The sequence below is a fragment of the Exiguobacterium sp. s36 genome, from assembly GCF_018618345.1.
In the GTDB taxonomy this organism is placed as follows: domain Bacteria; phylum Bacillota; class Bacilli; order Exiguobacteriales; family Exiguobacteriaceae; genus Exiguobacterium; species Exiguobacterium chiriqhucha.
Window position 1 is genome coordinate 278,659 of the sequence record NZ_JACSLW010000001.1, and the last position, 20,664, is coordinate 299,322.

The following is a 20,664-nucleotide window of genomic DNA, read 5'->3' on the forward strand; positions in this document are numbered from 1 at the left end:
GGGACATCGCTCCTTCGTTTCGATTAGTAACCTTGATTTTGTCGCTCATGGTTCTTTTCATTTTTTGCCATATACGCCATCACCATCAACTCTTCGTTGATGCCGAGCGTATAGCCAAGTTCGAGATAAGCCGCCATCAGCGTCTCGTACATCGGTTCCGTCTTCGACAAACCAAAGTTCGTCACTTTGCGGAACACGTCTAAAAAAGCGTCAGTCGCATCAAGATACGAGCTACCTGCTGGGAACGAATCGCGTTCATACCCGAGGGCAAGACCGAGCGACAATAAGAAATGAATGCCGTCGACATACTCTTCTAAGATCACGTCTTGAGGCGACGGGCCCTTCGTTGACCAAAATTTAAAGCTACGGGTCTCATTGGCGAGTTCACCAAGTTCGACGAGCAAAGCGAGTAGCCGCTCATCAAATTGGTTCCCGGATAGTTGATGTTCTTCTTTGATCCGCTCATCTAATTCACGCTGCCGATCAAATAATGTTGTCCAGTTCACCGGTTGCTCCTCCTATTCTGCATTCAAAGCAGTACTAAAATCATTAAAGACCAGCCGACTGCCAAAATCAATACTTGTATTTGAACGCTTTTTGGGGCATGAACCGCCTTTTTCCGCGTCAAATGAAGCCCGAACAGAGCACCGATCGCACCGCCGGCATAAGCATATAAGACGTTGAAATCACCTTCGCCGAGCGTGTACCGTTTCGCCTGCAAGTACGTATAGACATTCAAGACGATGAGTGCCAACGCGACGATGGCTAAGACTGATTGATCCATGGGACGTCCTCCTTATCTTAAGTTTAACATAATTAAGCGAGAATTCTCCCACCTCTAAACGTCCGGGGCGAAGCCCAGCGTAGGTGGGAGATGAATCGCCTGCTTGCGAACCCTTTGGATATCCCTGTGACAAATATAACGAACAAAAGTTCGTGATTCCGTCAGATTTCCCTCCCCCCTTCGCGGGTATCGGAATGGGACGAGCATCATCCTGACATCGGGCAAAGGAGGGGCGGACATGCTGAAGGCATACAAATACCGGCTCCACCCGACGGCGGCGCAGGCCGAGTTCCTGATCAAGACGATCGGCTGCGCCCGCTTCATCTACAACAAGTTGCTCGAGGACCGCATCGCCATCCATGAGGAGGCGAAGGCGAGCGGCGGGCCGAGGCGGAAATCGCCGACACCGGCCTCCTACAAGCCGCTGTTCCCGTTCCTGTGCGAGGCGGACAGCCTCGCGCTCGCGAACGCGAAGCTGCACCTCGACACGGCGTTCGCGAAGTTCTTCGCCGGGACGGCCGGCTTCCCGGTGTTCAAGTCGAGACGGAGGGCGCGCGCCTCCTACACGACGAACAACCAGCACGGCACGATCCGCATCGAGGCGGGAAAAGTCCGTCTGCCGAAGGTCGGGTTCATCCGGTTCACACAACACAGAAGTTTCGAAGGGGAGATCCGGTCTGCGACCGTGTCGATGACACGGACGGGCAAGTTCTTCGTATCGCTCCTCGTCAATCAGGACGACGAGCCGTGAGTCCCGGCCGAGCACAACATCGGGATCGACCTCGGGCTGGACCACTTCGCCGTCATGACGAACGACGATCTCGTCACGGAGAAGATTGTGAACCCGCGCAACCTGCGACAGGCCGAGGCACGGCTGAAATGGGCGCAACGCGCGCTCGCCCGAAAGAAGCCCGGCAGCCGGAACCGTGAGAAGGCGCGGCTCCTCCTCGCGAAGACACACGAACAGGTCAAGAACCGACGGCACGACTTCCTCCACAAGCTGTCGCGACGCATCGTCGACGAGAACCAAGTCGTCGTGGTCGAGACGCTGAAGCCGAGGGAGATGATGCAACATCGCCGCCTGGCGAAATCGATCGGGGACGCCGGATGGGGCGAGTTCGTCCGACAACTCGAATATAAATGTAAATTCTACGGGCGGAAGCTGATCAAGGCCGACCCGTAGTTCGCCTCGACCCAGGTCTGTTCGAGCTGCGGCGAGAACGGCGGCAAGAAGGGGTTGGACATCCGCGAGTGGACGTGTGCCACGTGCGGCGCACACCACGACCGCGACGTCAACGCGAGCCTCAACCTGTTGCGCCTCGCCGACTGAAACAATCAGGGCAGGGACTGCCCGACGAGCTTGGCCCATAACCGTGGCTGGTCTAAGCACGGTCTTCCCAAGAAGCTCCCACTTCAGATTGTGAAGCGAGCAAGTGGTGAGTAGTTCACGGAATAAATCAGAAAAAAGAAAGCGCCGAGATAAGGTCTCGGCGCTGTCGATTGAACGATTACGCGTTCAATTTTGATTTAGCTGTATCAGCAAGTGACGCGAATGCTTGTGCATCTGTCACAGCAAGCTCAGCAAGCATCTTACGGTTGATGTCGATCCCTGCGAGCTTGAGGCCGTGCATCATACGGCTGTATGAAAGACCGTTTGTGCGTGCTGCCGCATTGATACGTGTGATCCAAAGACGACGGAAATCACGTTTCTTTTGACGACGGTCACGGTAAGCGTACATGAGTGACTTCATGACTTGTTGTTTTGCTACTTTAAATAGAATGTGTTTCGAGCCAAAATAACCTTTGGCAAGCTTGATTTGCTTTTTACGACGTTGACGAGTCGTATAACCGCCTTTTACGCGTGGCATATGGTTTCCCTCCTAAATTCTTTCTGTATTACTTCGCGATCATGTTGCGAATGCGTTTGAAGTCTCCAGCTGAGACGATAGCACCTTTACGGAGCTTACGTTTCGCTTTAGTCGATTTGTTACCAAACAAGTGACTTGTGTAAGCGTGTGAACGCTTGAGTTTACCTGATGCAGTACGTTTGAAACGTTTAGAAGCACCACGGTGCGATTTCATTTTCGGCATGAGTATTTCCTCCCCACTATGACTCGATGATTAATCTTCTTTCTTCGGAGCCAGCACTAAGAACATGCTGCGTCCTTCCATCTTCGGCTTTTGCTCAACTGTTGCCAAGTCGGCACATTCCGCCGCCAATTTTTCCATGACGCGTCGGCCGATTTCCGAGTGTGTGATGGCGCGTCCGCGGAAACGGATCGACGCTTTCACTTTGTTACCATTTTCAAGGAATTTGCGAGCGTTACGCAATTTCGTTTGGAAATCGTTTTCCTCGATTGTCGGGCTGAGGCGCACTTCTTTCAATTGGATGACTTTTTGGTTTTTACGCGCTTCTTTCTCCTTTTTCTGGAGTTCGAAACGGTATTTCCCATAGTCCATGATTTTAGCGACCGGTGGGTTAGCTTTGTCGGCGACCAAGACGAGATCGAGTTCAGCCTCTTCTGCTAAACGTAATGCTTCATTACGCGATTGCACACCGAGTTGTGCACCGTCCGCTCCAATTAAGCGAACTTCACGGGCACGAATGTTTTCGTTGATAAAGAGCTCTTTGCTAATGGTTAGCACCTCCATCGTGCGGTTGCACGAGTTTTAGATTGATAAGACAACATGGCAATAAAAAAAGCGTCGGCAGTTTCCCGCCCACACATCATTTCGGAGACAGTAGAGACCAAGGCTCGACTGCTTCACGTACATGATGGACCTGACCGAATCTGTTCGGACGAGGTGAGAAGCGGGCGCTTCTGCTTTGTTGTATTTAATCACTATGTCATCTTAACACCAATAGGATTAAGATGTCAAGAATTCGCGCATGAATAATTGGTAGCTCACACTTTTATGATGATAACAGTCATTTCGCTGTTTCGCAATACCTTTTCCAAGGGAATAAAATAAAAAAGGAGGGATGGACCGTGTCTTGGAGAAAGCAAGTGAAAGACGACCATGATTATCACGACCAAATCAAACACATCGTACAAGAGACGATGCGCCACCATGAGGTGAGTGATGCCAAGCTCGAAGCGATTTTGACGGACTTATTAGAAGAAATGAACCGAATCACGTTGAAGATTGTCGACGACCATGAGTCCGCTCGCGACTATATCCATAAACGATGGTATTGAAAAAGGGCGCTCGCCCTTTTTTCAATACCATCTGTCACGTGGTCAACGTCGATCAATTCGTTAATGATTTGAAGAAGTTGCTGAGTGCTTCGAACAAGCGGGCGAAGAAACCTTGAACTTCCTCGGTCTCGAGGAACGCCTGGACGTCTTGGCCAGCCCCTTGTAGCCCGTTACTGATCGCTCCCCAGTCGAGGTTCGCTTGCTGCATGTTTTCGAACAGCGTCGTCAATTGCGTCAATTGCGTATCAGACAATTGGACGTTGTTTTGATTCAACACTTGGATGACGATATCGCGAATCTCGATGTTCGTCTCCGGTGCCTTGTTCGCAATCTCAGCTTTAATCTCGTTCATGAGACCGGCCACGTCCTCTTGACCGACTGTCTTCCCGATTTCAGACGTGACAGCCAGTTCTTCCTGCGCCAAGTCTTTCCGCTCTTCGGACAATTGAATGCCTGTCTCTTCAGCTGTCTGATCGTACGCTTTCATGATGCCCGTCAACGCCGACGTCCCGGTGACACGAATCGGAGATGTGATGTAAATGTCGGCATCGGTGACACCGGCGGTCACGAGCGCGTTCGCATACATATCTTCGGTGACCCATGTCACGTTTTCCGTTTTGATATCGAGTCCAGTCCCGTCAGTCAGTTTGATACGGGCTGATGAATACATACCCCCGCCGCGTTGTGCTTGTGGGACGGCATCCCCTAAGTACTTATCTTCATCGGCCGCGGTCGTGATAATCGGTTCAATTCCAGCCGGTGCCTCAACTCGTTCGAGCACCCAATCCCGTTGGCTGGCTGATAATGATTCACCGAGTGTGACAATCGTGTCATCAACGATGGCTTCTGCGTTTACTTTTGGAATCATGCTTGTCGCGACGACCGAACCGATCGTCAACGCCACTAATGGTTTCATATAATTCAAAATGAATCACTCCTTTCTTCTACCTTACGTTTCCATCACTCGTTCCGCATCCGTCTTGAGACCGAAAAAACGACCACCCTTCCGGCGAAGGATGGTCGACCGATTAACGTGAACGGTTCGCGATTTCTTCTGTGAGGGATGCCAAGAACGCATCGAGTGTAGCCGATACTTGTTCTTGCTGTCCATACCGGCGGATGTTGACCGCACGCTCATCGCGCTCTTTATCACCGAGGACGAGTGTCATCGGGATTTTCTTCATCTGTGCTTCTCGGATCTTATAGCCGAGCTTCTCGTCACGGAGGTCCGTTTCGACGCGGACACCGCGCTTGACGAGCTCTGCCTTCACTTCTGCGACATATTCGTCATGAACGTGCGAGACAGGAATCAATTTGACTTGGACCGGGGCGAGCCATGTCGGGAACGCTCCTTTATACTCTTCGATCAAGTAAGCGACGAAACGCTCCATCGTCGAGACGACACCACGGTGAAGGACGATCGGGCGATGGTCTTTGCCGTCTGGTCCTGTGTACGTCAAGTCGAACCGCTCAGGGAGCAAGAAGTCGAGTTGGACTGTCGACAATGTCTCTTCTTTGCCGAGCGCCGTGCGGACTTGGACGTCGAGTTTCGGTCCGTAGAATGCCGCTTCGCCTTCTGCTTCGAAATACGGGAGACCGAGCTCATCCATCGTCTCTTTCAATTGACGTTGGGCTGTTTCCCAAATCGCATCGTTGTCGAAGTACTTCTCTTTATCGGCCGGGTCACGGTACGACAAGCGGAAGCGATAATCCTTGATGCCAAAGTCAGCGTACACTTCTTGAATCAAGTGGACGATATCTTTGAACTCTTGTTTCATCTGCTCCGGTGTGACGAACGTATGCCCGTCGTTTAACACCATGTAACGGACGCGTTGGAGGCCTGTAAGCGCCCCTGACATCTCGTAACGGTGCATACCGCCGAGCTCAGCGATACGAAGCGGGAGTTCGCGGTATGAGCGCGGCTCATGTTTATAGATCGTCATGTGGTGCGGACAGTTCATCGGACGAAGGACGAGTTCTTCGTTGTCCATCTCCATTTTCGGGAACATATCGTCTTGATAGTGATCCCAGTGACCCGATGTCTTATACAGGTCGACCGAACCGAGGACCGGTGTGTAGACGTGCTGATACCCGAGCTCGAGCTCTTTGTCGACGATATAACGTTCGACCGTACGACGGATCGAGGCACCTTTCGGGAGCCACATCGGCAAACCTTGGCCGACTTCTTGCGACACGAAGAAGAGATCGAGTTCTTTCCCGAGTTTGCGGTGATCGCGCTCTTTCGCTTCTTCCAATAGACGCAGGTGCTCCGCGAGTTGTTCTTTCGTCGCGAACGCCGTTCCGTAAATCCGCTGAAGCATTTTGTTGTCCGAGTCGCCGCGCCAGTAAGCACCGGCCACACTCATCAACTTGAACACTTTCAATTTCGATGTCGATGGGACGTGCGGTCCGCGGCACAAGTCGAAGAATTCGCCTTGATGGTAAATCGTGAGCGTCTCGCTCGCCGGGATATCTTCAATCAATTCGATTTTGAGTGGGTCCCCGAGCTGTTTGTAGCGCTCGAGCGCTTCGTCGCGCGAGACGACTTCGCGTGTGATGTCCAAGTTCTCGTCGACGATTCGTTTCATCATTTTCTCGATTTCTGGAAGGTCTTCCTCGTTGATGCGGCGATCCATCTCGATATCATAATAGAAACCGTTCTCGATTGTCGGTCCGATGCCGAGGTAGATGCTACCTTCTTCGCCGTACAACCGTTTGATGGCTTGGGCCATCAAGTGGGCTGACGAGTGGCGCATCAAATCGATGCCGTCTTCTGAGTCGGGCATGACGAGCTCGATTTTACCGTCGTGTTCAATCGGACGACGGTAATCGATCATCTCACCATCGATTTTGGCGGCGATTGCTTTTTTACGAAGTCCTGGACTGATTGAACCTGCTACTTCTTCTGCTGTGATGCCGGCCTCAAACTCTTTGACGGCCCCATCTGGAAATGTCAATTGAATCATGTGTCAACTTCCCCTCTCTACATTTAAAAGAAAATAAAAAAAGCCCATCCCTATGAAAGGGACGAGCTTTGATTCTCGTGGTACCACCCTCGTTCCCAAGCGATCCGCTTGGCTCGAACACACGATAACGAGTGTGAATCGCCGCACGATTGACCCGTACGGTGCTCTGAGGGAGTAAGGCGATCGGCGTGTTTAGGAAGCTCTCACCAGCCTTCCCTCGCTTTGAAACCCGTTACGACGTCTCATGTCCTCTTCAATGCATCGGTTATATGCTTATTAGTATAGTCAACTCGTTCCAGAAATACAATCCCTTTACCGCCGTCGATTCTCACCTTTTAACTCGATTTGCGTCGTCGTCGTCGAGATGCGTTGCATGAGCCGCTGCGCCTTCATTTTGTTCTGTGGCGAACCGTCGATCGAGAAGTGGGTCTCGAGCTCTTCTCCGCTGAAGTTCGAGCTGTAAAGCGTCGGCAAGCGATGCATCATGCGATACTGCAAAATAATGCCGAACAGTTCATCTCGTACCCACGGACTGATCGCCTCGGCCCCGATGTCATCAATCAATAACACCGGCACGTGTTGGAATGACGTCAAAAACGAATCGAACGAGTCGGTCCGGATTTTCCGTTTCGCTTCCGAGACGAATCCCGGGGCGTGGACAAGGATCGTCTCGATGTCCGCCACTTTCAGCTCATTAGCGATCGCCGCGAGCAAGTACGTCTTCCCGACGCCGAAGCTGCCGTGAAGGTATAAACCGTTCACTTTTTGGCGGGTCTTCATGCCTGAGACGAACCGCATCGATTCACGGAGTGCGATTTTACGGGCATCATCGGACCAGTCGAACGATTCAAAGCTCGCCTCTCGCACTTCCTCCGGCAAGAATAGGCTCTTGAACTTCCGGTCCATCTCTTTTTGGCGCCGTGCTTGACGATGCTTCACCGTCTCTTCATAACGGATTGCGATTTGACCGAGGTCGACATAGAGCACCGGCTGATGGCCCGGGATGACGGCTTGCTCCTCGACGAGCTTCTTACCGTCCATCTGTTCCGCATATTCACTGAGCTTCGTAAAGCCGACCTCGACCGCCGTCTCGTCTAACTCCGGATGTGCCTTTAAAAAAGCGACGACTTCTGGATGTTCGAGGGTGCGCCGGCGAATCGATTCGTACGCTTCCCGCACTTCTTTCCGGTTCATCATTTGGGCGAGCGTTTGATTGATGCGTTCCATGTCCCTCATCCTTTCTCTTTCAATTCATTCAACAGCTTAACGAGTTCCGCGTCGTCCGGGACCGATGCCTCGAGCTCTTGTTTTCGTTTTTGATCGTACGTCCGTTGCTCTTTCGCCTCGTCTTCGAGCCATTTTGGCAACTCGGTCTTGTCTTTGCGTCTCGAGCCGACGGTCGTCCGCTGTTGCACATTCTCCCGTTTCTGCTGTTTCTTCTCGATGAGCGCATCTTGTGTCGCTTCTTGTTCCAACGCGTCTTTAGCGTTTAAATAGCCCGCCGTCTTCCAACTCGTCGCGATCCGCATGACATAGTTCTCACTGAGCCGCGTCTGCTTCTTCACTTCGATACAGTAATAGAACAATGCATTGATGACACTTGGCGCGAGCCCGAGCGTATCGACGAGATCGATAATGAGTTGCTCGTCACTCTTCGACAGTTGTGGCGTCTTACGTAACGTCGACACGTATTGATGCGGATGCGCTTCTTCCATGACCGTCACGTCATGCAAATCACCGATTTCTGCTTTTACCGTCTCGTCCGACTTCACTTTCCGATGGCGCGTTTGTTTCTTCTTCAACTGCAACACCATTTGGCGGCAGCCGTCGCGTTTCTCTTGCTCGCTGAGTGGTAGATACGCCTCGTGGACGAAATACTCCTTCAACATCTCGGCCATCGTCTCTTCATCGATTTGTGAGACGTAGGCAAGCTTCGTGATCGTCTCATCGAGCTTCTTCGTGAAGAAGCCGACGGGGAAGTTCGTCAGTTTTTTGACGATTTCCATATCGAACGTATAGTTGATCTCGATTTTGGCGCGGTCAGGTTTCTCGTAGTTCTTTTGGGTGAACGCCATATGATTGACGCCTTTGACGTCGAACACTTCATTAAAGTCTTTCGTCACCTCGATAATCCCGGCCGGCAATGGATCGATCGTGAATCGTCCTTGCAACTGTTTAAAGCGAACTTCCCCGACTTTATAGAAGAGAAAACTCGACAACAGTCCGTCGTTCAAGAACGTATGGGGTGCGAGCGGGACACGCAGTTGATATACGTACTGGGTCAAACGCTCATCTTTCGTCTTATACGTCCGGACGAGACCGATCGCCTCGAGCCGGAACAGACAGTCCGTCAGCTCGTTAATCGAGTAATCGAGCATTTCACAGAGCGCGCTGTGCGACATATAATTCGATTTCATCTTCCCGGGCTTCAGCTCGCTCCAAAGCGTCTGATACATCGCAAGTGCCTTCACACCGATGACCGGCTGATATAAGTGATACAACGACTGATACGACTCGCGATCGATGAGCCCAGTGCTCATAATCAACAGTTCGTCAGTCCCGTACAGGATTCGTTCTTTTTCCATGATAGGTCTCCCCTGAAAAAAGGCGACCAGCAGGCCGCCCCTCTAGTTGGTCGATTTTTCTTGCTTCATTAAATCTTCAAGTTCTTTAAAGAACACAGAGATATCTTTGAACTGGCGATAGACGGACGCGAAGCGGACGTAGGCCACTTCATCGACGCGTGCCAATTCATTCATCACGAGCTCACCGACTTGTTCACTCGGAATCTCCGATTGGCCAAGGGCCCGTAGCTGCTGTTCGACTTTCGTGACCACACCTTCGAGTTGTTCCAGCGTGACCGGACGTTTCTCGCACGCCCGAATAATGCCGCGAAGCACTTTCTCCCGGCTGAACTCTTCCCGATTCCCGTCTTTTTTGACGATGATGAGCGGGGTCTGTTCGACCGTTTCAAACGTGGTGAAGCGATAGCCGCACTCCTCGCATTCGCGACGGCGACGAATCGAATAGAAATCTTGTACTGGTCGGGAGTCGAGCACTCTCGTTCCATTATGATCGCATTTAGGACAACGCATGCTCAGCCCTCCTTATCGTTCGACAGATTGATTCCCGATGGCGCGGAGCGGGAATTTCACTTGCAGCGCCTCATAATATGTGGTGACGATTTGACCAAGGTCCGGCCCGAGCATCTGATCCCGGTTCAACGTGAAGTCGACAGCCGTACGTCCGCCATCCACTTGAATGACTGTCGCCAGCGCGTCCCAGCCGTCGCCGTTAAACGCCACTTCGCCCCGGTCTGTATCGACACGGCGAACCGTTTGTCCTTGTGCCTCAATTCGTTCGCGGAGCCACGTGAGCACGGCGGTCGGCGATGCTGCCACGTAACGTGTGCGCAGCGCCTCATTTTTATGCGAATCGTCCGTCTGGACATGTGTTTGAAACTTATCCAATAATCCCATTATCCACCTCGACACCTTATTTATATAGGTTAAGCATATCAAAATTAAGCGGTTAACAAAACAATTAAAAGGGCTGACCGAAATTCGGCCAGCCTCAAAAGGTCAATCTGATTATTTGCTGATTGCAACTTGCGCTTCCGGAACACGAATCGGTCCCATTCCGCGATCAAGTTTCACGTCCTCACGAACTTTTGCTTCCAAGCCTTCCGCGATGTACTGCGAAGCTGTGGCCGGATCGATTCGGTCCCCACATGTGAACACATCGACTGATGCGTAGCCATGCTCTGGGAAACTGTGAATCGTTAAGTGTGATTCTGAGATGATAACAACTCCACTTACACCGTGTGGCGCAAATTTGTGGAAAGCGACTTCGCGGACTTCAGCGCCCGAACGAAGTGCTGCATCGACGAACAAGCGCTCGATGTAGTCGATATCGTTCAATTTGTCGGGATTGCACTCCCAAAGTTCTGTAATAATGTGACGTCCCATAGTATCCATATTAGTGGATCCCCCTTTACATCAATGGTCTCAAAGTAGTTGATGTTCACTCACTTTGTGCCTGAATCGCCCACAACCACGGGGGCAAGTTAGTCCTAAGAGGTCCTAACCCTTTAAGTTGCGTTTGTCAGACCAATTGAAGTTCACGAGTTAGAGTGTATCGTGTTTGGGACGTCGATACAAGACATTTGTTTCAATTCATTAAAAATATTTTTGTGTAAATATATTTTTTCAAACGTGGGTTTCTTGTTGCCCGATTTGCAAGTAGCTCGCGACCATGTCCAATAGGTCAACAACACGGCACGAATAGCCCCACTCGTTATCGTACCAAGCAAGTACTTTAACATGGTTTCCACCGAGAACCATTGTCGAATCAGCATCGATAATCGACGAACGCTCATCACCGTTGAAGTCGATCGAGACGAGCGGTTCGTTCGAGACACCGAGGATGCCCGTCATCTCTCCGTGAGCCGCGCGCTCGAACGCCTCATTTACTTCATCGACCGTCACGTCCCGGCGCAACTCGACGACGAGGTCAACGAGCGAGACGTTCGGTGTCGGGACGCGAAGTGCCATCCCGTTCAACTTACCTTGCAATTCAGGCAAGACGAGTCCGATGGCTTTGGCAGCCCCGGTCGAAGTCGGTATAATGGAACTACCACAAGCACGGGCGCGCCGTAGGTCTTTATGCGGATTGTCGATATTGTTTTGATCATTCGTATAGGCATGCACGGTCGTGACGAGTCCCGTCTCGATGCCGAACGTCGAGTCTAATACTTTCACGACCGGGCCGAGACAGTTCGTCGTGCACGACGCGTTCGAAATGACGTGATCGTGTTCCGGTAAATAGTCACGATCGTTGACCCCCATGACAATCGTCCGCAGCTCCCCTTTTCCTGGTGCCGTCAAAATAACTTTCTTCGCACCGGCCGTCAAATGTTTTCTCGCCCCGACATCTGAATTGAATTTACCGGTCGCCTCGATGACGATTTCAACCCCGAGCTCATTCCACGGCAACCGCTCCGGATCACGCTCGGAGACGAGCATGATTCGCTTCCCATCAACTTCAAGCGCATCCCCATGCGCCCGGACCGTGAGTGTGAACGGTCCGTGGACCGTGTCGTGCTTAATCAAGTGGGCGAGCGTCTCCGCCGGATAACTCGCATTGATGGCGACCACGTCGTGACGCCCTTCAAGCATCAATTTTCGGAATACCATTCTCCCGATTCGACCAAATCCATTGATTGCAACTTTCGTCCCCATGTAAAGTCCCCCTTTTTTCTGCGTTACGACACCATTATAACGGAAAAATGGAAGCGTTTTCACTATGAATCGTCACATTTCTTTCACTTTTTTACAGTTTCAGATTTGAAAAAGAGGGAAATTTGGTGAAGAGCTTGGAAAGGAGCTAGACAGCATGTTCGATTGGACCGATTTAGACAAATTTATCATCTCGTTTTTCATCATTTTGCCGATAGTGACGATTATCCATCAATTCGGCCATTTCTTCTTCGCGAAACTATTTGGGGGTTCGCTCGATATGGAGATTGGGACCGGTAAGAAATTATTCAAAGTCGGGCGCCTGCAATTCAACCGTGTCTACTTCTATGACGCGTGGTGTCAGTTCAGCGACTTGAAATATAGTAACCGCTTGACCCGGAGTCTCGTCTACGCGGGCGGATCCATCTTCAACCTATCGAGCATCTTGATCGTGAACGCCTTCATCTTGATGCGTGAGATTGAACCGACGCTATATACGTATCAATTCGCGTACTTCTCGTTTTATTACGTGTTCTTCTCGCTCTATCCGATTTATTATTCGAACGGTCATCCAAGTGACGGCCGAGCCATCTTCGACACATGGAAGAAAGGCCGACCGGACTCAGACCCATTGAACTGAACAAAAAAAGAAGGCGCTCAGTCGCCTTCTTTTTTCATGTCTTCAAATTGTTCGACGAGGCGGGCCACTTGGGCCGATAAATCGCCTAAGGCACCGTTGTTGTTGATTAAAAAATCAGCCTGTTGCTTCTTCTCTTCAATCGGCATTTGGGCATGGATGCGCGCGAGCGCTTCAGCTTTCGTCAAGCCGTTCCGCTCCATGAGGCGCATCAGCTGAATCTCCTCCCGACAATAGACGACGACCGTATAATCGACGAGGTCCCGCATCGTCCCTTCGAACAAGAGCGGGATGTCGAAGATGACGACCTTCTCGCCCGCCGCCTCATAGCCACGCATCTCCTCGAGCATCTCCTCGCGGATGGCCGGATGCATGAGTTGATTCAGCAATTGACGTTTGGCATCATCATGGAAAATCTCACGTCCGAGCGCCTGACGGTTCAATGCGTCGCCCGAGAAGCATTGTGGGAACGCCTCACGAACGGCCGCGAACGCCTTGCCTCCCGGCTCGATGACGATCCGCGCCATTTTATCGGCATCGATAATCGGGATTCCTTGTTTTCGAAACAGACGGGATACGGTCGACTTCCCTGTCGCAATTCCACCTGTCAAACCAATCTTCAACATCGTGTCCACCTCTTACTGTTGGCAGTGCGGACAGTAGTGCGTGCCCCGTCCGCCCAATTTCATCTTTTCAATCGGTCGGCCGCATCGTTTACACGGCTCACCGGTCTGACCATATACGTAGAGCGTCTCTTGATACGTTCCGCTCGCCCCATCCGGATTCGTGTAGCTTCGGATTGTGCTCCCGCCGCGCTCAATCGCTTCAGTCAACACGGCCACAGCTTCTTGATGCACCGAGCGCACCTCGTCAAGCGAGAGCGAGGCCGCCGGGCGCGTCGGATGGACCCCGGCCCGGAACAACGTCTCATCGACGTAAATGTTGCCGAGACCGACGAAAATCGACTGGTCAAGGAGTGCCGTCTTGATGGCACGGACATTCATCCGCTTCAAGCGGGTGTGGAGCGTCTCCGCCGTCACTCCCGAATCGAACGGTTCAAGTGCGAGTAGCGACAGCGGCGGTGTCACATACAACTCGTCATTCGTCTTCAGTTCCATCGTGCCGAACTTTCTGACATCGTTGTAATGAAGCGTCGTCCCGTCCGTGAACGTGAAGACAACGTGCGTATGTTTGACCGGATTGACCATTTCGTCATGTGGGAAGAATTTCCCTTCCATTCGGAGATGCGAAACGAGATATCCGTTCGTCAATTTGAACAAAATAAATTTCCCCCGTCGCTCGACGTCTTGTATCGTCTCGTCGAGCAACTGTTGTTTCCAAATCTCCGGTTCGTGTCCCCGAATGATTTTCGCGTCGAGCACTTCGACATTTGCAATCGTTTTTCCGGAGACGAACGGTCGCAATCGGCGACAGACCGTCTCCACTTCTGGTAATTCAGGCATATTGATTTCCTTTCTCGCTCTTATTTCGTGTCGAACCACGTCTCACCAAACGAACCGTCCGCGCGGAGCGGGACATCCAAGGTGATTGTGTGCTCCATCGCTTGCTTGACGATTTTTTCGAGCGCTTCCGTCTCTGCTTTCGGTCCTTCGAAGATGAGTTCATCGTGGACTTGAAGCAATAGTTTCGAGCGTAAGCCCGATTCGCGGAGCGCCACATCGACGTCAATCATCGCTTTCTTGATAATATCGGCTGCCGTCCCTTGAATCGGCGTATTGATGGCCGTCCGTTCGGCGAAACCGCGCAAGTTGAAGTTGCGGGAATGGATGTCTGGGATATTGCGGCGGCGTTTCAACATCGTCTCGACGTAGCCGTGTTCCCGGGCCCGTTCGATGGCGGCATCCATGAATCGTTTCACTCCTGGGAACTGCTCGAAGTACGTATCGATGAACGTCTGCGCTTCTTTTCGGCTAATGCCGAGGTTTTGCGACAGCCCGTAATCACTAATGCCATAGATGATTCCGAAGTTGACCGCTTTCGCTTGGCGTCGCATGAGCGACGTCACTTCTTCTTTGGCGACCCGGAACACGTTGGCTGCCGTCGACGTATGGATATCCTCGTCATGCAGGAACGCCTCGAGCATCTTTTCATCCTGCGACATGTGGGCCATGATGCGGAGTTCGATTTGTGAGTAGTCGACCGCATAGAGCACCCAATCGGATTCGCTCGCCGTGAACGCCTTACGAATCCGGCGCCCTTCTTCCAAGCGAATCGGGATGTTTTGCAAGTTCGGGTTGACCGACGATAATCGTCCCGTCTGCGTCAACGTCTGCGTGTAACGGGTATGGATTTTCCCGTCGTCCTTGATGACTTTCTGTAACCCCTCGACGTACGTCGACTGCAACTTCCCAAGTTCGCGGTAATGCATGATATGTTCGACGATCGGGTGGAGTGGTGCAAGCTTCTCAAGCACGTCCGCCGCCGTCGAGTACCCCGTCTTTGTCTTCTTGACCGGCGGCAACGCCAGCTTCTCGAACAAGATGACGCCGAGTTGCTTCGGTGAATTGATATTGAACGCTTCACCGGCGAGGCTGTGAATTTCGGTCTCGAGCTGAAGCAGGCGTTCGCGAAGATCGTCTTCCATCACCTTCAACGTCGCCACATCGACATGAATCCCGGCCCACTCCATCTCAGCGAGCACCGAGGCGAGCGGTCGTTCCAAATCCTCATACAGCGATGTCTGCTCGTTTTTGACGAGTTCGTTACTGACGTTGACGAACAACGTCAAGATGGCCATCGCCTTCTCCCCGAGGTGTTGCTCGAGGACGTCTTGTTCCGGCACGTGCAGTTTTGCCCCTTTTCCATACACGGCCTCATCTTCAGGCAAGGCGTATTCGAAATGAGCGGCAATCGAGTCGAGCGTCGTCCCGCCCGACAAGTTGAGCAAATAGCCAGCGACGAGCAAGTCCTCGTAGCCTCGGAGCGACACGCCGTGGCGTTTCAATTGAATGATCGTCTGTTTCGCATCGAGACAAATCGTGGCCCGGTTTTCATCCGCCAGCCATTCGCGGACAGCCGGCACGTCTAAGAGCGACACGTCACCGACGGTCACCCCGGCTTTTGAAGCGATGGCCACGCCAATGACCGATTCTTCGAAATAATCGTCGCGAAGTTGCTCGAGGAAGAGGACCGCTTCTGTCAAATCTTGCTCGTCAATCCCAATATGGTTCACATCACGTACTTCCACGGCTTCCTCGCTCGACGCGTCGAGACTCAGTTTCCCGAGAAGCGACTTGAACTGCAGGCTCATGAACAACGGCTTCACTTTTCCAGCGTCATACGGATGGAACGTGAGCTCGTCCATGGTGACGTCAATCGGCACGTCGGTATAAATCGTCGCCAATTGTTTCGACATGAGCGCTTCCCGCTCGTTCGCCTCGACCTTCTCTTTTTGTTTCCCTTTCAGTTCATGCGTATGTTCATATAGGCCTTCCACAGAACCGTAAGCTGTGAGCAATTTGAGGGCCGTCTTCTCACCGACACCGGGGATACCCGGGATGTTGTCGGATTTATCGCCCATCAGACCTTTCAAATCAATCATTTGAAGCGGACTCAGTCCCTCATACCGCTCGTGGAACGCCGCTGCGTCCATCGTCTCGACGTCAGTGATGCCGCGCTTTGTCAAATAGACGGTGACACGGTCGTCAATCAACTGCAGTAAATCCTTATCACCCGTGACGACCGTCACTTGGTCGAACGCGGTATTTTTTGAAAGCGTCCCGATGATGTCATCGGCCTCGTACTGGTCGAGCTCAAGTACTTTGATACCGAACGCCTCGCAAATCTCACGGACGATCGGGAATTGCTCGCGGAGCTCACCCGGTGTCTTTTGCCGTCCACCTTTATAGTCGGCATACGTGTCGTGGCGGAACGTCTTTTTCGACGCATCGAACGCGACCGCGAAATGTGTCGGCTGTTCGTCTTCCATCAGCTTCAATAACATCATCGTGAACCCGTACACGGCGTTCGTGTTTCGACCGCTCGCATCCGTCATCGGAGGCAACGCGAAAAAGGCACGATACGTGAGTGAGTTTCCGTCAAGGAGTAGTAGTTTATTCATTGGACAACCTCCATTCTATCTGGTTCCATCATATCATACGGGTACATGCGTTCGAAAAAAAAGACCCTTTTCTAGGTACTAGAAAAGGGTCGATCTTCCCGATCGAGTGGAGATGAGCACCAATCGGGACACGAGATGATGAAGAGGTCTCATCCATAGAGTAGCATCGCTTTGTAAAGCCGGTATGAATTCACCATGAATTCCTTGTTAAGCACTCGGGAATTTGATGGTGAACGTCGTTCCTTCGCCTTCGACGCTATCGACTTGAATCGTCGCGTGATGGAGATCGACGATATGCTTGACGATGGCAAGACCAAGACCCGTCCCGCCGGAGTTTCGGCTCCGCGCCTTATCGACCCGGTAGAACCGTTCAAAAATTCGGCCCACTTCTTTCGGCGCGATGCCGATGCCGTTGTCTTTGACAATCAAATAAGAGCCGTCCGGTCTCTTCTCGACCGCAATCTCGACCTGGCTACCTTCCGGCGAGTAGTTAATCGCATTGGCGACGAGATTCAAGATGACTTGTTTGATTCGGTTCATGTCCGCCTGCAAGACGACTTCCCCATCATGACGTGACTCCAAGTGAATCGATTTCTGTTCCGCTTTTTGACTGAGCACGAGACAGACTTCCTCGACGAGCTGATTGAGTTGGACCGGGGTGAACTCCAAATGGAAGTCTTCCCGTTCGAGCCGCGACAGTTCGAGCAAGTCCTCGACGAGCATCTGCATGCGCGTCGCTTCCTTTTGAATGATATCCAAGAATTGATCGCGTAGTTCCGGCACTTCTTTCGCCCCGTCGAGCAGCGTCTCGCTGAAACCACGAATCGACGTGAGCGGCGTCTTCAGTTCATGACTGACGTTCGCGACGAAATCCTTGCGCATCTTCTCAAGTCGCTTCAACTCGCTGATGTCGTTAAAGAGAAGCGTCGTCCCGCGCAACATGCCTGTATCACTGAAAATCGGTGCGGCCGATACCATATACGTCTTTTGGTTGAAACCGGACCGAATCGATAGTTGTCGGCGATGCGGCTCCTCTGTCAAATAGACGTCTTCAATCAGCGTCTCAACGTCCGGGCTCGGCAAAATTCCATGATAAAACTGACCGATCATCAACTCATCATATTGGAACATGTCGCGATACGAGCGGTTGACGAGCGTCACGATGCCACGTTCGTCGACCAAAAGTAACCCTGCCCCCATATACTCGATGAGCGACTCAAGCCTTGCCCGTTGAACCGATTCCCCGAGTGAGATTGTCTCCAAGTTGCGGGCGAGCACGTTAATCGACCCGGCCAGGCTGCCCGTCTCCTCATCGTTTCGCAACTCGTAGACGCGGGCCCGATAGTTCCCGTCCGCCAGTTCCCGCAAGACGATGGTCGCCTCGTCGATCGGTCGGATGAATTGGTTCGTCAGGTTGTGTAACACGAAAAGGATTAAGAAGAACGAGAAAATCAAGGCTAGCGCGATGGTCAGCCAAATCCGGTCATACACCCCTTCCAAATCGGAGACATAACGGATAAAACTCAAATATACCGTGTCACCGGATGACAGTTCGATCGGCTTCGTGAACTGAATCAAGTCCTCGCGTGTCTCGTTGCCGAACGTCCCGCCTTCCGGAATCGACGAGGCATCCATCCGGAAATCAAAGGAACCGACCCGAAACGGTGTCCCGGCGATGACTTCCATCCGACGATTGAGGAGCAAGATATCGAAACTGCTCTCATCATCGATTTGACCGACGTAGTCTTGGATGTCCGCAAGGTCGCCTCCGTCTAAATAGAGCGCCGCCAACTCAGCGTCTTCTTTCAAGCGGTCGCGTTCAGAATCCAAATAGAAATCTTTGAATAATTGACCGAGCACGATTCCGAGGGTTAATAAGACGCCCGTCACGAGCAGGATGAGCGTCGTCAAAAACCGCGAGCGGTACGTCTTCATTCGGCCATCGGCTCTTCCATCTTATAGCCGAGGCCGCGAATCGTCTTGATATAGGTCGGTTTTTTTGTCACCGGTTCAATCTTCTCCCGGAGGTGGCTGATGTGGACGTCCACGATGCGCGTATCTCCGACGAAGTCGTAATTCCATATCGCCGACAAGAGCTGGTCGCGCGTCAAGACGCGTCCTTTATTTTTGGCCAGGTAGGCCAACAGTTCGAACTCTTTCGGTGTCAACTCGAGCCGTTCGCCGTTCTTGAACACTTCATAGTTCGACGCGATGATTTTCACGTCACCAATCTCAATGACGTCCGTGTCCGTCGCCGGCGCTTCTTGTGGGGCCGAACGGCGCAGGATGGCTTTGACCCGGGCCACGACTTCTCGTGGGCTGAATGGTTTCGTCAAATAGTCATCGGCACCGAGTTCGAGGCCGAGCACTTTATCGAACTCATCATCTTTCGCCGTCAACATGAGAATCGGTGTGTTCACTTTTTGTTGGCGGAGCCGTTTACAAACCTCAAGACCGTCCATCTCAGGCAACATCAAGTCGAGGACAATCAAGACGGCATCTTGTTTCTCGGCCAGTTCAAGTCCGGTCTTTCCATCGTGCGCCGTCTCGACTTCGAACCCGGCTTGTTCTAAATTAAACTTTAATAACGTCGCAATCGACACCTCGTCATCGACAACAATTACTTTATCAGCCACGCTTAGTTCCTCCTCTAATCTATCTGTTCAGTCATGTACACTACCTATTTTACAAATCAATGCCACCTACGACCAACCTCAAAGCAAATCTTTACAAAAACAAAACAAATCCACGTTCTGCTTTCAGTGTAGCATGCGCCACGCATACAAAAAAACTCGTCTGCCATGGCAGACGAGGTAAGCCCTCAGTTGAGGACGTTCAGGACGGAGCGGACCGAGTCGGCTGAACGCTGTAGCGCCGCCGTTTCGGCTTCCGTCAATTCAAGTTCGAGCACACGTTCGATTCCGTTCGCACCAAGAATCGTCGGAACACCGAGATACAAGTCGTGGAAACCGTATTCGCCGTCGAGATACGCGATGGCCGGTAAAATACGCCGTTGATCTTTGAGAATCGCTTCGACCATCTCGACGATGGCCGCGGCCGGCGCATAGTAGGCCGATCCGTTACCGAGCAGTTGGACGATCTCACCGCCGCCTTTACGGGTCCGATTGACGATTGCTTCGATGCGGTCGGTCGGCAACAATTTCTCGAGCGGGATTCCTCCCGCATACGAGTAGCGGATGAGCGGGACCATGTCATCCCCGTGCCCGCCGAGCACGAATCCAGAAACGTCCTTCACGGATATATTCAACTCCGCAGCGACGAACGTCCGGAACCGGGCCGTATCAAGCACACCGGATTGACCAATAACCCGCTCTTTCGGGAAGCCCGACTCTTTGAAGGCGGCACACGTCATCGCGTCGACCGGGTTCGTCAAGACGATGATAATCGCGTCCGGCGAGTAACGGGCCACTTCTTTCGTGACCGCCCGCATCACTTTGGCGTTCGTCGAGACGAGGTCGTCCCGGCTCATGCCTGGCTTGCGCGCGATTCCCGCTGTGATGACGACGATATCCGAGTCCGCCGTTTCGGCATAGTCCGACGTCCCTGTAATCCACGAGTCAAACCCTTGAATCGGCGCCGTCTCTTGCATATCGAGCGCTTTTCCTTTCGTCGGGTTCTCGTTTTCTTTGATATCGAGCAAGACGACGTTACCGAGTTCTTTTTGAGCCAAATACAGTGCCGTCGTGGCCCCCGTGAATCCGCTACCGATAACCGAGATTTTATTGCGACGAATCATTG

The 20,664-nt window shown here is 52.2% G+C and carries 21 protein-coding genes and 1 pseudogene; 3 read left to right on the forward strand and 19 right to left on the reverse strand.

Annotation, left to right across the window (positions count from 1 at the left end; genetic code table 11):
* Positions 1 to 23 precede the first annotated feature (23 nt).
* Complete coding sequence (locus tag KNP95_RS01435; RefSeq protein WP_029595195.1) at positions 24 to 506, reverse strand: dUTP diphosphatase; 483 nt, start codon at positions 504 to 506, stop codon at positions 24 to 26.
* Positions 507 to 529: 23 nt separating this feature from the next.
* Positions 530 to 784, reverse strand: coding sequence for a hypothetical protein (locus tag KNP95_RS01440; protein WP_214835179.1), 255 nt, complete (start codon positions 782 to 784; stop codon positions 530 to 532).
* A 238-nt stretch (positions 785 to 1,022) separates the two neighbouring features.
* Between KNP95_RS01440 and KNP95_RS01445 the strand changes: the two are divergent.
* A pseudogene (locus KNP95_RS01445) lies at positions 1,023 to 2,114 on the forward strand (RNA-guided endonuclease TnpB family protein).
* 178 nt (positions 2,115 to 2,292) lie between these two features.
* On the opposite strand, the gene rplT reads toward KNP95_RS01445, so the two are convergent.
* Genes rplT through infC form a run of 3 tightly spaced genes read right to left on the reverse strand, consistent with a single transcriptional unit; the run spans position 2,293 to position 3,436 of the window.
* The gene (rplT, locus tag KNP95_RS01450) at positions 2,293 to 2,652 is read right to left on the reverse strand and encodes a 50S ribosomal protein L20 (protein WP_021065642.1); all 360 of its coding nucleotides are present in this window, start codon (positions 2,650 to 2,652) and stop codon (positions 2,293 to 2,295) included.
* 28 nt (positions 2,653 to 2,680) lie between these two features.
* Positions 2,681 to 2,875: a 50S ribosomal protein L35 gene (gene rpmI / locus KNP95_RS01455; protein ID WP_021065641.1), complete on the reverse strand. Its 195-nt coding sequence runs from the start codon at positions 2,873 to 2,875 to the stop codon at positions 2,681 to 2,683.
* 30 nt (positions 2,876 to 2,905) lie between these two features.
* Positions 2,906 to 3,436: a translation initiation factor IF-3 gene (gene infC / locus KNP95_RS01460; protein ID WP_021065640.1), complete on the reverse strand. Its 531-nt coding sequence runs from the start codon at positions 3,434 to 3,436 to the stop codon at positions 2,906 to 2,908.
* A gap of 338 nt (positions 3,437 to 3,774) precedes the next feature.
* On the opposite strand from infC, the gene KNP95_RS01465 reads away from it, so the two are divergent.
* Positions 3,775 to 3,984, forward strand: coding sequence for a hypothetical protein (locus tag KNP95_RS01465; protein ID WP_021065639.1), 210 nt, complete (start codon positions 3,775 to 3,777; stop codon positions 3,982 to 3,984).
* Positions 3,985 to 4,036: 52 nt separating this feature from the next.
* On the opposite strand, the gene KNP95_RS01470 is transcribed toward KNP95_RS01465, so the two are convergent.
* The 8 genes from KNP95_RS01470 to KNP95_RS01505 all read right to left on the reverse strand — a co-directional run bounded on the left by KNP95_RS01470 (position 4,037) and on the right by KNP95_RS01505 (position 12,190).
* On the reverse strand, positions 4,037 to 4,900 hold the full coding sequence (locus tag KNP95_RS01470; RefSeq protein ID WP_031199847.1) for a DUF1002 domain-containing protein: 864 nt from the start codon (positions 4,898 to 4,900) through the stop codon (positions 4,037 to 4,039).
* A 112-nt stretch (positions 4,901 to 5,012) separates the two neighbouring features.
* Positions 5,013 to 6,950: a threonine--tRNA ligase gene (thrS, locus tag KNP95_RS01475; protein ID WP_214714591.1), complete on the reverse strand. Its 1,938-nt coding sequence runs from the start codon at positions 6,948 to 6,950 to the stop codon at positions 5,013 to 5,015.
* A gap of 312 nt (positions 6,951 to 7,262) precedes the next feature.
* Positions 7,263 to 8,177 (reverse strand): primosomal protein DnaI, encoded by a 915-nt coding sequence (gene dnaI / locus KNP95_RS01480; protein ID WP_021065636.1) that lies wholly within the window; start codon positions 8,175 to 8,177, stop codon positions 7,263 to 7,265.
* A gap of 5 nt (positions 8,178 to 8,182) precedes the next feature.
* The gene (locus tag KNP95_RS01485) at positions 8,183 to 9,535 is read right to left on the reverse strand and encodes a DnaD domain protein (RefSeq protein ID WP_214835180.1); all 1,353 of its coding nucleotides are present in this window, start codon (positions 9,533 to 9,535) and stop codon (positions 8,183 to 8,185) included.
* 42 nt (positions 9,536 to 9,577) lie between these two features.
* The gene (gene nrdR / locus KNP95_RS01490; RefSeq protein ID WP_021065634.1) at positions 9,578 to 10,045 is read right to left on the reverse strand and encodes a transcriptional regulator NrdR; all 468 of its coding nucleotides are present in this window, start codon (positions 10,043 to 10,045) and stop codon (positions 9,578 to 9,580) included.
* A 12-nt stretch (positions 10,046 to 10,057) separates the two neighbouring features.
* Positions 10,058 to 10,429: a hypothetical protein gene (locus KNP95_RS01495; protein WP_029595189.1), complete on the reverse strand. Its 372-nt coding sequence runs from the start codon at positions 10,427 to 10,429 to the stop codon at positions 10,058 to 10,060.
* A gap of 111 nt (positions 10,430 to 10,540) precedes the next feature.
* Positions 10,541 to 10,927, reverse strand: a complete 387-nt coding sequence (speD, locus tag KNP95_RS01500; protein ID WP_029595188.1) for an adenosylmethionine decarboxylase — start codon at positions 10,925 to 10,927, stop codon at positions 10,541 to 10,543.
* A 231-nt stretch (positions 10,928 to 11,158) separates the two neighbouring features.
* Positions 11,159 to 12,190, reverse strand: a complete 1,032-nt coding sequence (locus KNP95_RS01505) for a glyceraldehyde-3-phosphate dehydrogenase (RefSeq protein ID WP_214835181.1) — start codon at positions 12,188 to 12,190, stop codon at positions 11,159 to 11,161.
* A gap of 154 nt (positions 12,191 to 12,344) precedes the next feature.
* Between KNP95_RS01505 and KNP95_RS01510 the strand changes: the two genes are divergently transcribed.
* Positions 12,345 to 12,827 (forward strand): site-2 protease family protein, encoded by a 483-nt coding sequence (locus tag KNP95_RS01510; protein WP_029595186.1) that lies wholly within the window; start codon positions 12,345 to 12,347, stop codon positions 12,825 to 12,827.
* Positions 12,828 to 12,844: 17 nt separating this feature from the next.
* Here KNP95_RS01510 and coaE read toward each other — a convergent pair whose 3' ends face one another.
* The 6 genes from coaE to mdh form a co-directional block, all read right to left on the reverse strand.
* Positions 12,845 to 13,450, reverse strand: a complete 606-nt coding sequence (gene coaE, locus KNP95_RS01515; RefSeq protein ID WP_029595185.1) for a dephospho-CoA kinase — start codon at positions 13,448 to 13,450, stop codon at positions 12,845 to 12,847.
* 12 nt (positions 13,451 to 13,462) lie between these two features.
* Positions 13,463 to 14,287: a DNA-formamidopyrimidine glycosylase gene (mutM, locus tag KNP95_RS01520; protein WP_214835182.1), complete on the reverse strand. Its 825-nt coding sequence runs from the start codon at positions 14,285 to 14,287 to the stop codon at positions 13,463 to 13,465.
* Between the two features lie 20 nt (positions 14,288 to 14,307).
* Positions 14,308 to 16,905, reverse strand: a complete 2,598-nt coding sequence (polA, locus tag KNP95_RS01525; protein ID WP_214835183.1) for a DNA polymerase I — start codon at positions 16,903 to 16,905, stop codon at positions 14,308 to 14,310.
* Positions 16,906 to 17,112: 207 nt separating this feature from the next.
* Positions 17,113 to 18,840: a two-component system histidine kinase PnpS gene (pnpS, locus tag KNP95_RS01530; protein WP_021065627.1), complete on the reverse strand. Its 1,728-nt coding sequence runs from the start codon at positions 18,838 to 18,840 to the stop codon at positions 17,113 to 17,115.
* A complete protein-coding gene (locus tag KNP95_RS01535) occupies positions 18,837 to 19,541 on the reverse strand; it encodes a response regulator transcription factor (protein ID WP_214714578.1) in 705 nt (234 codons plus the stop codon). The genes pnpS and KNP95_RS01535 overlap by 4 nt, the downstream gene beginning before the upstream one ends.
* Positions 19,542 to 19,726: 185 nt before the next feature.
* On the reverse strand, positions 19,727 to 20,662 hold the full coding sequence (gene mdh, locus KNP95_RS01540; RefSeq protein WP_214835184.1) for a malate dehydrogenase: 936 nt from the start codon (positions 20,660 to 20,662) through the stop codon (positions 19,727 to 19,729).
* Positions 20,663 to 20,664: the final 2 nt, after the last annotated feature.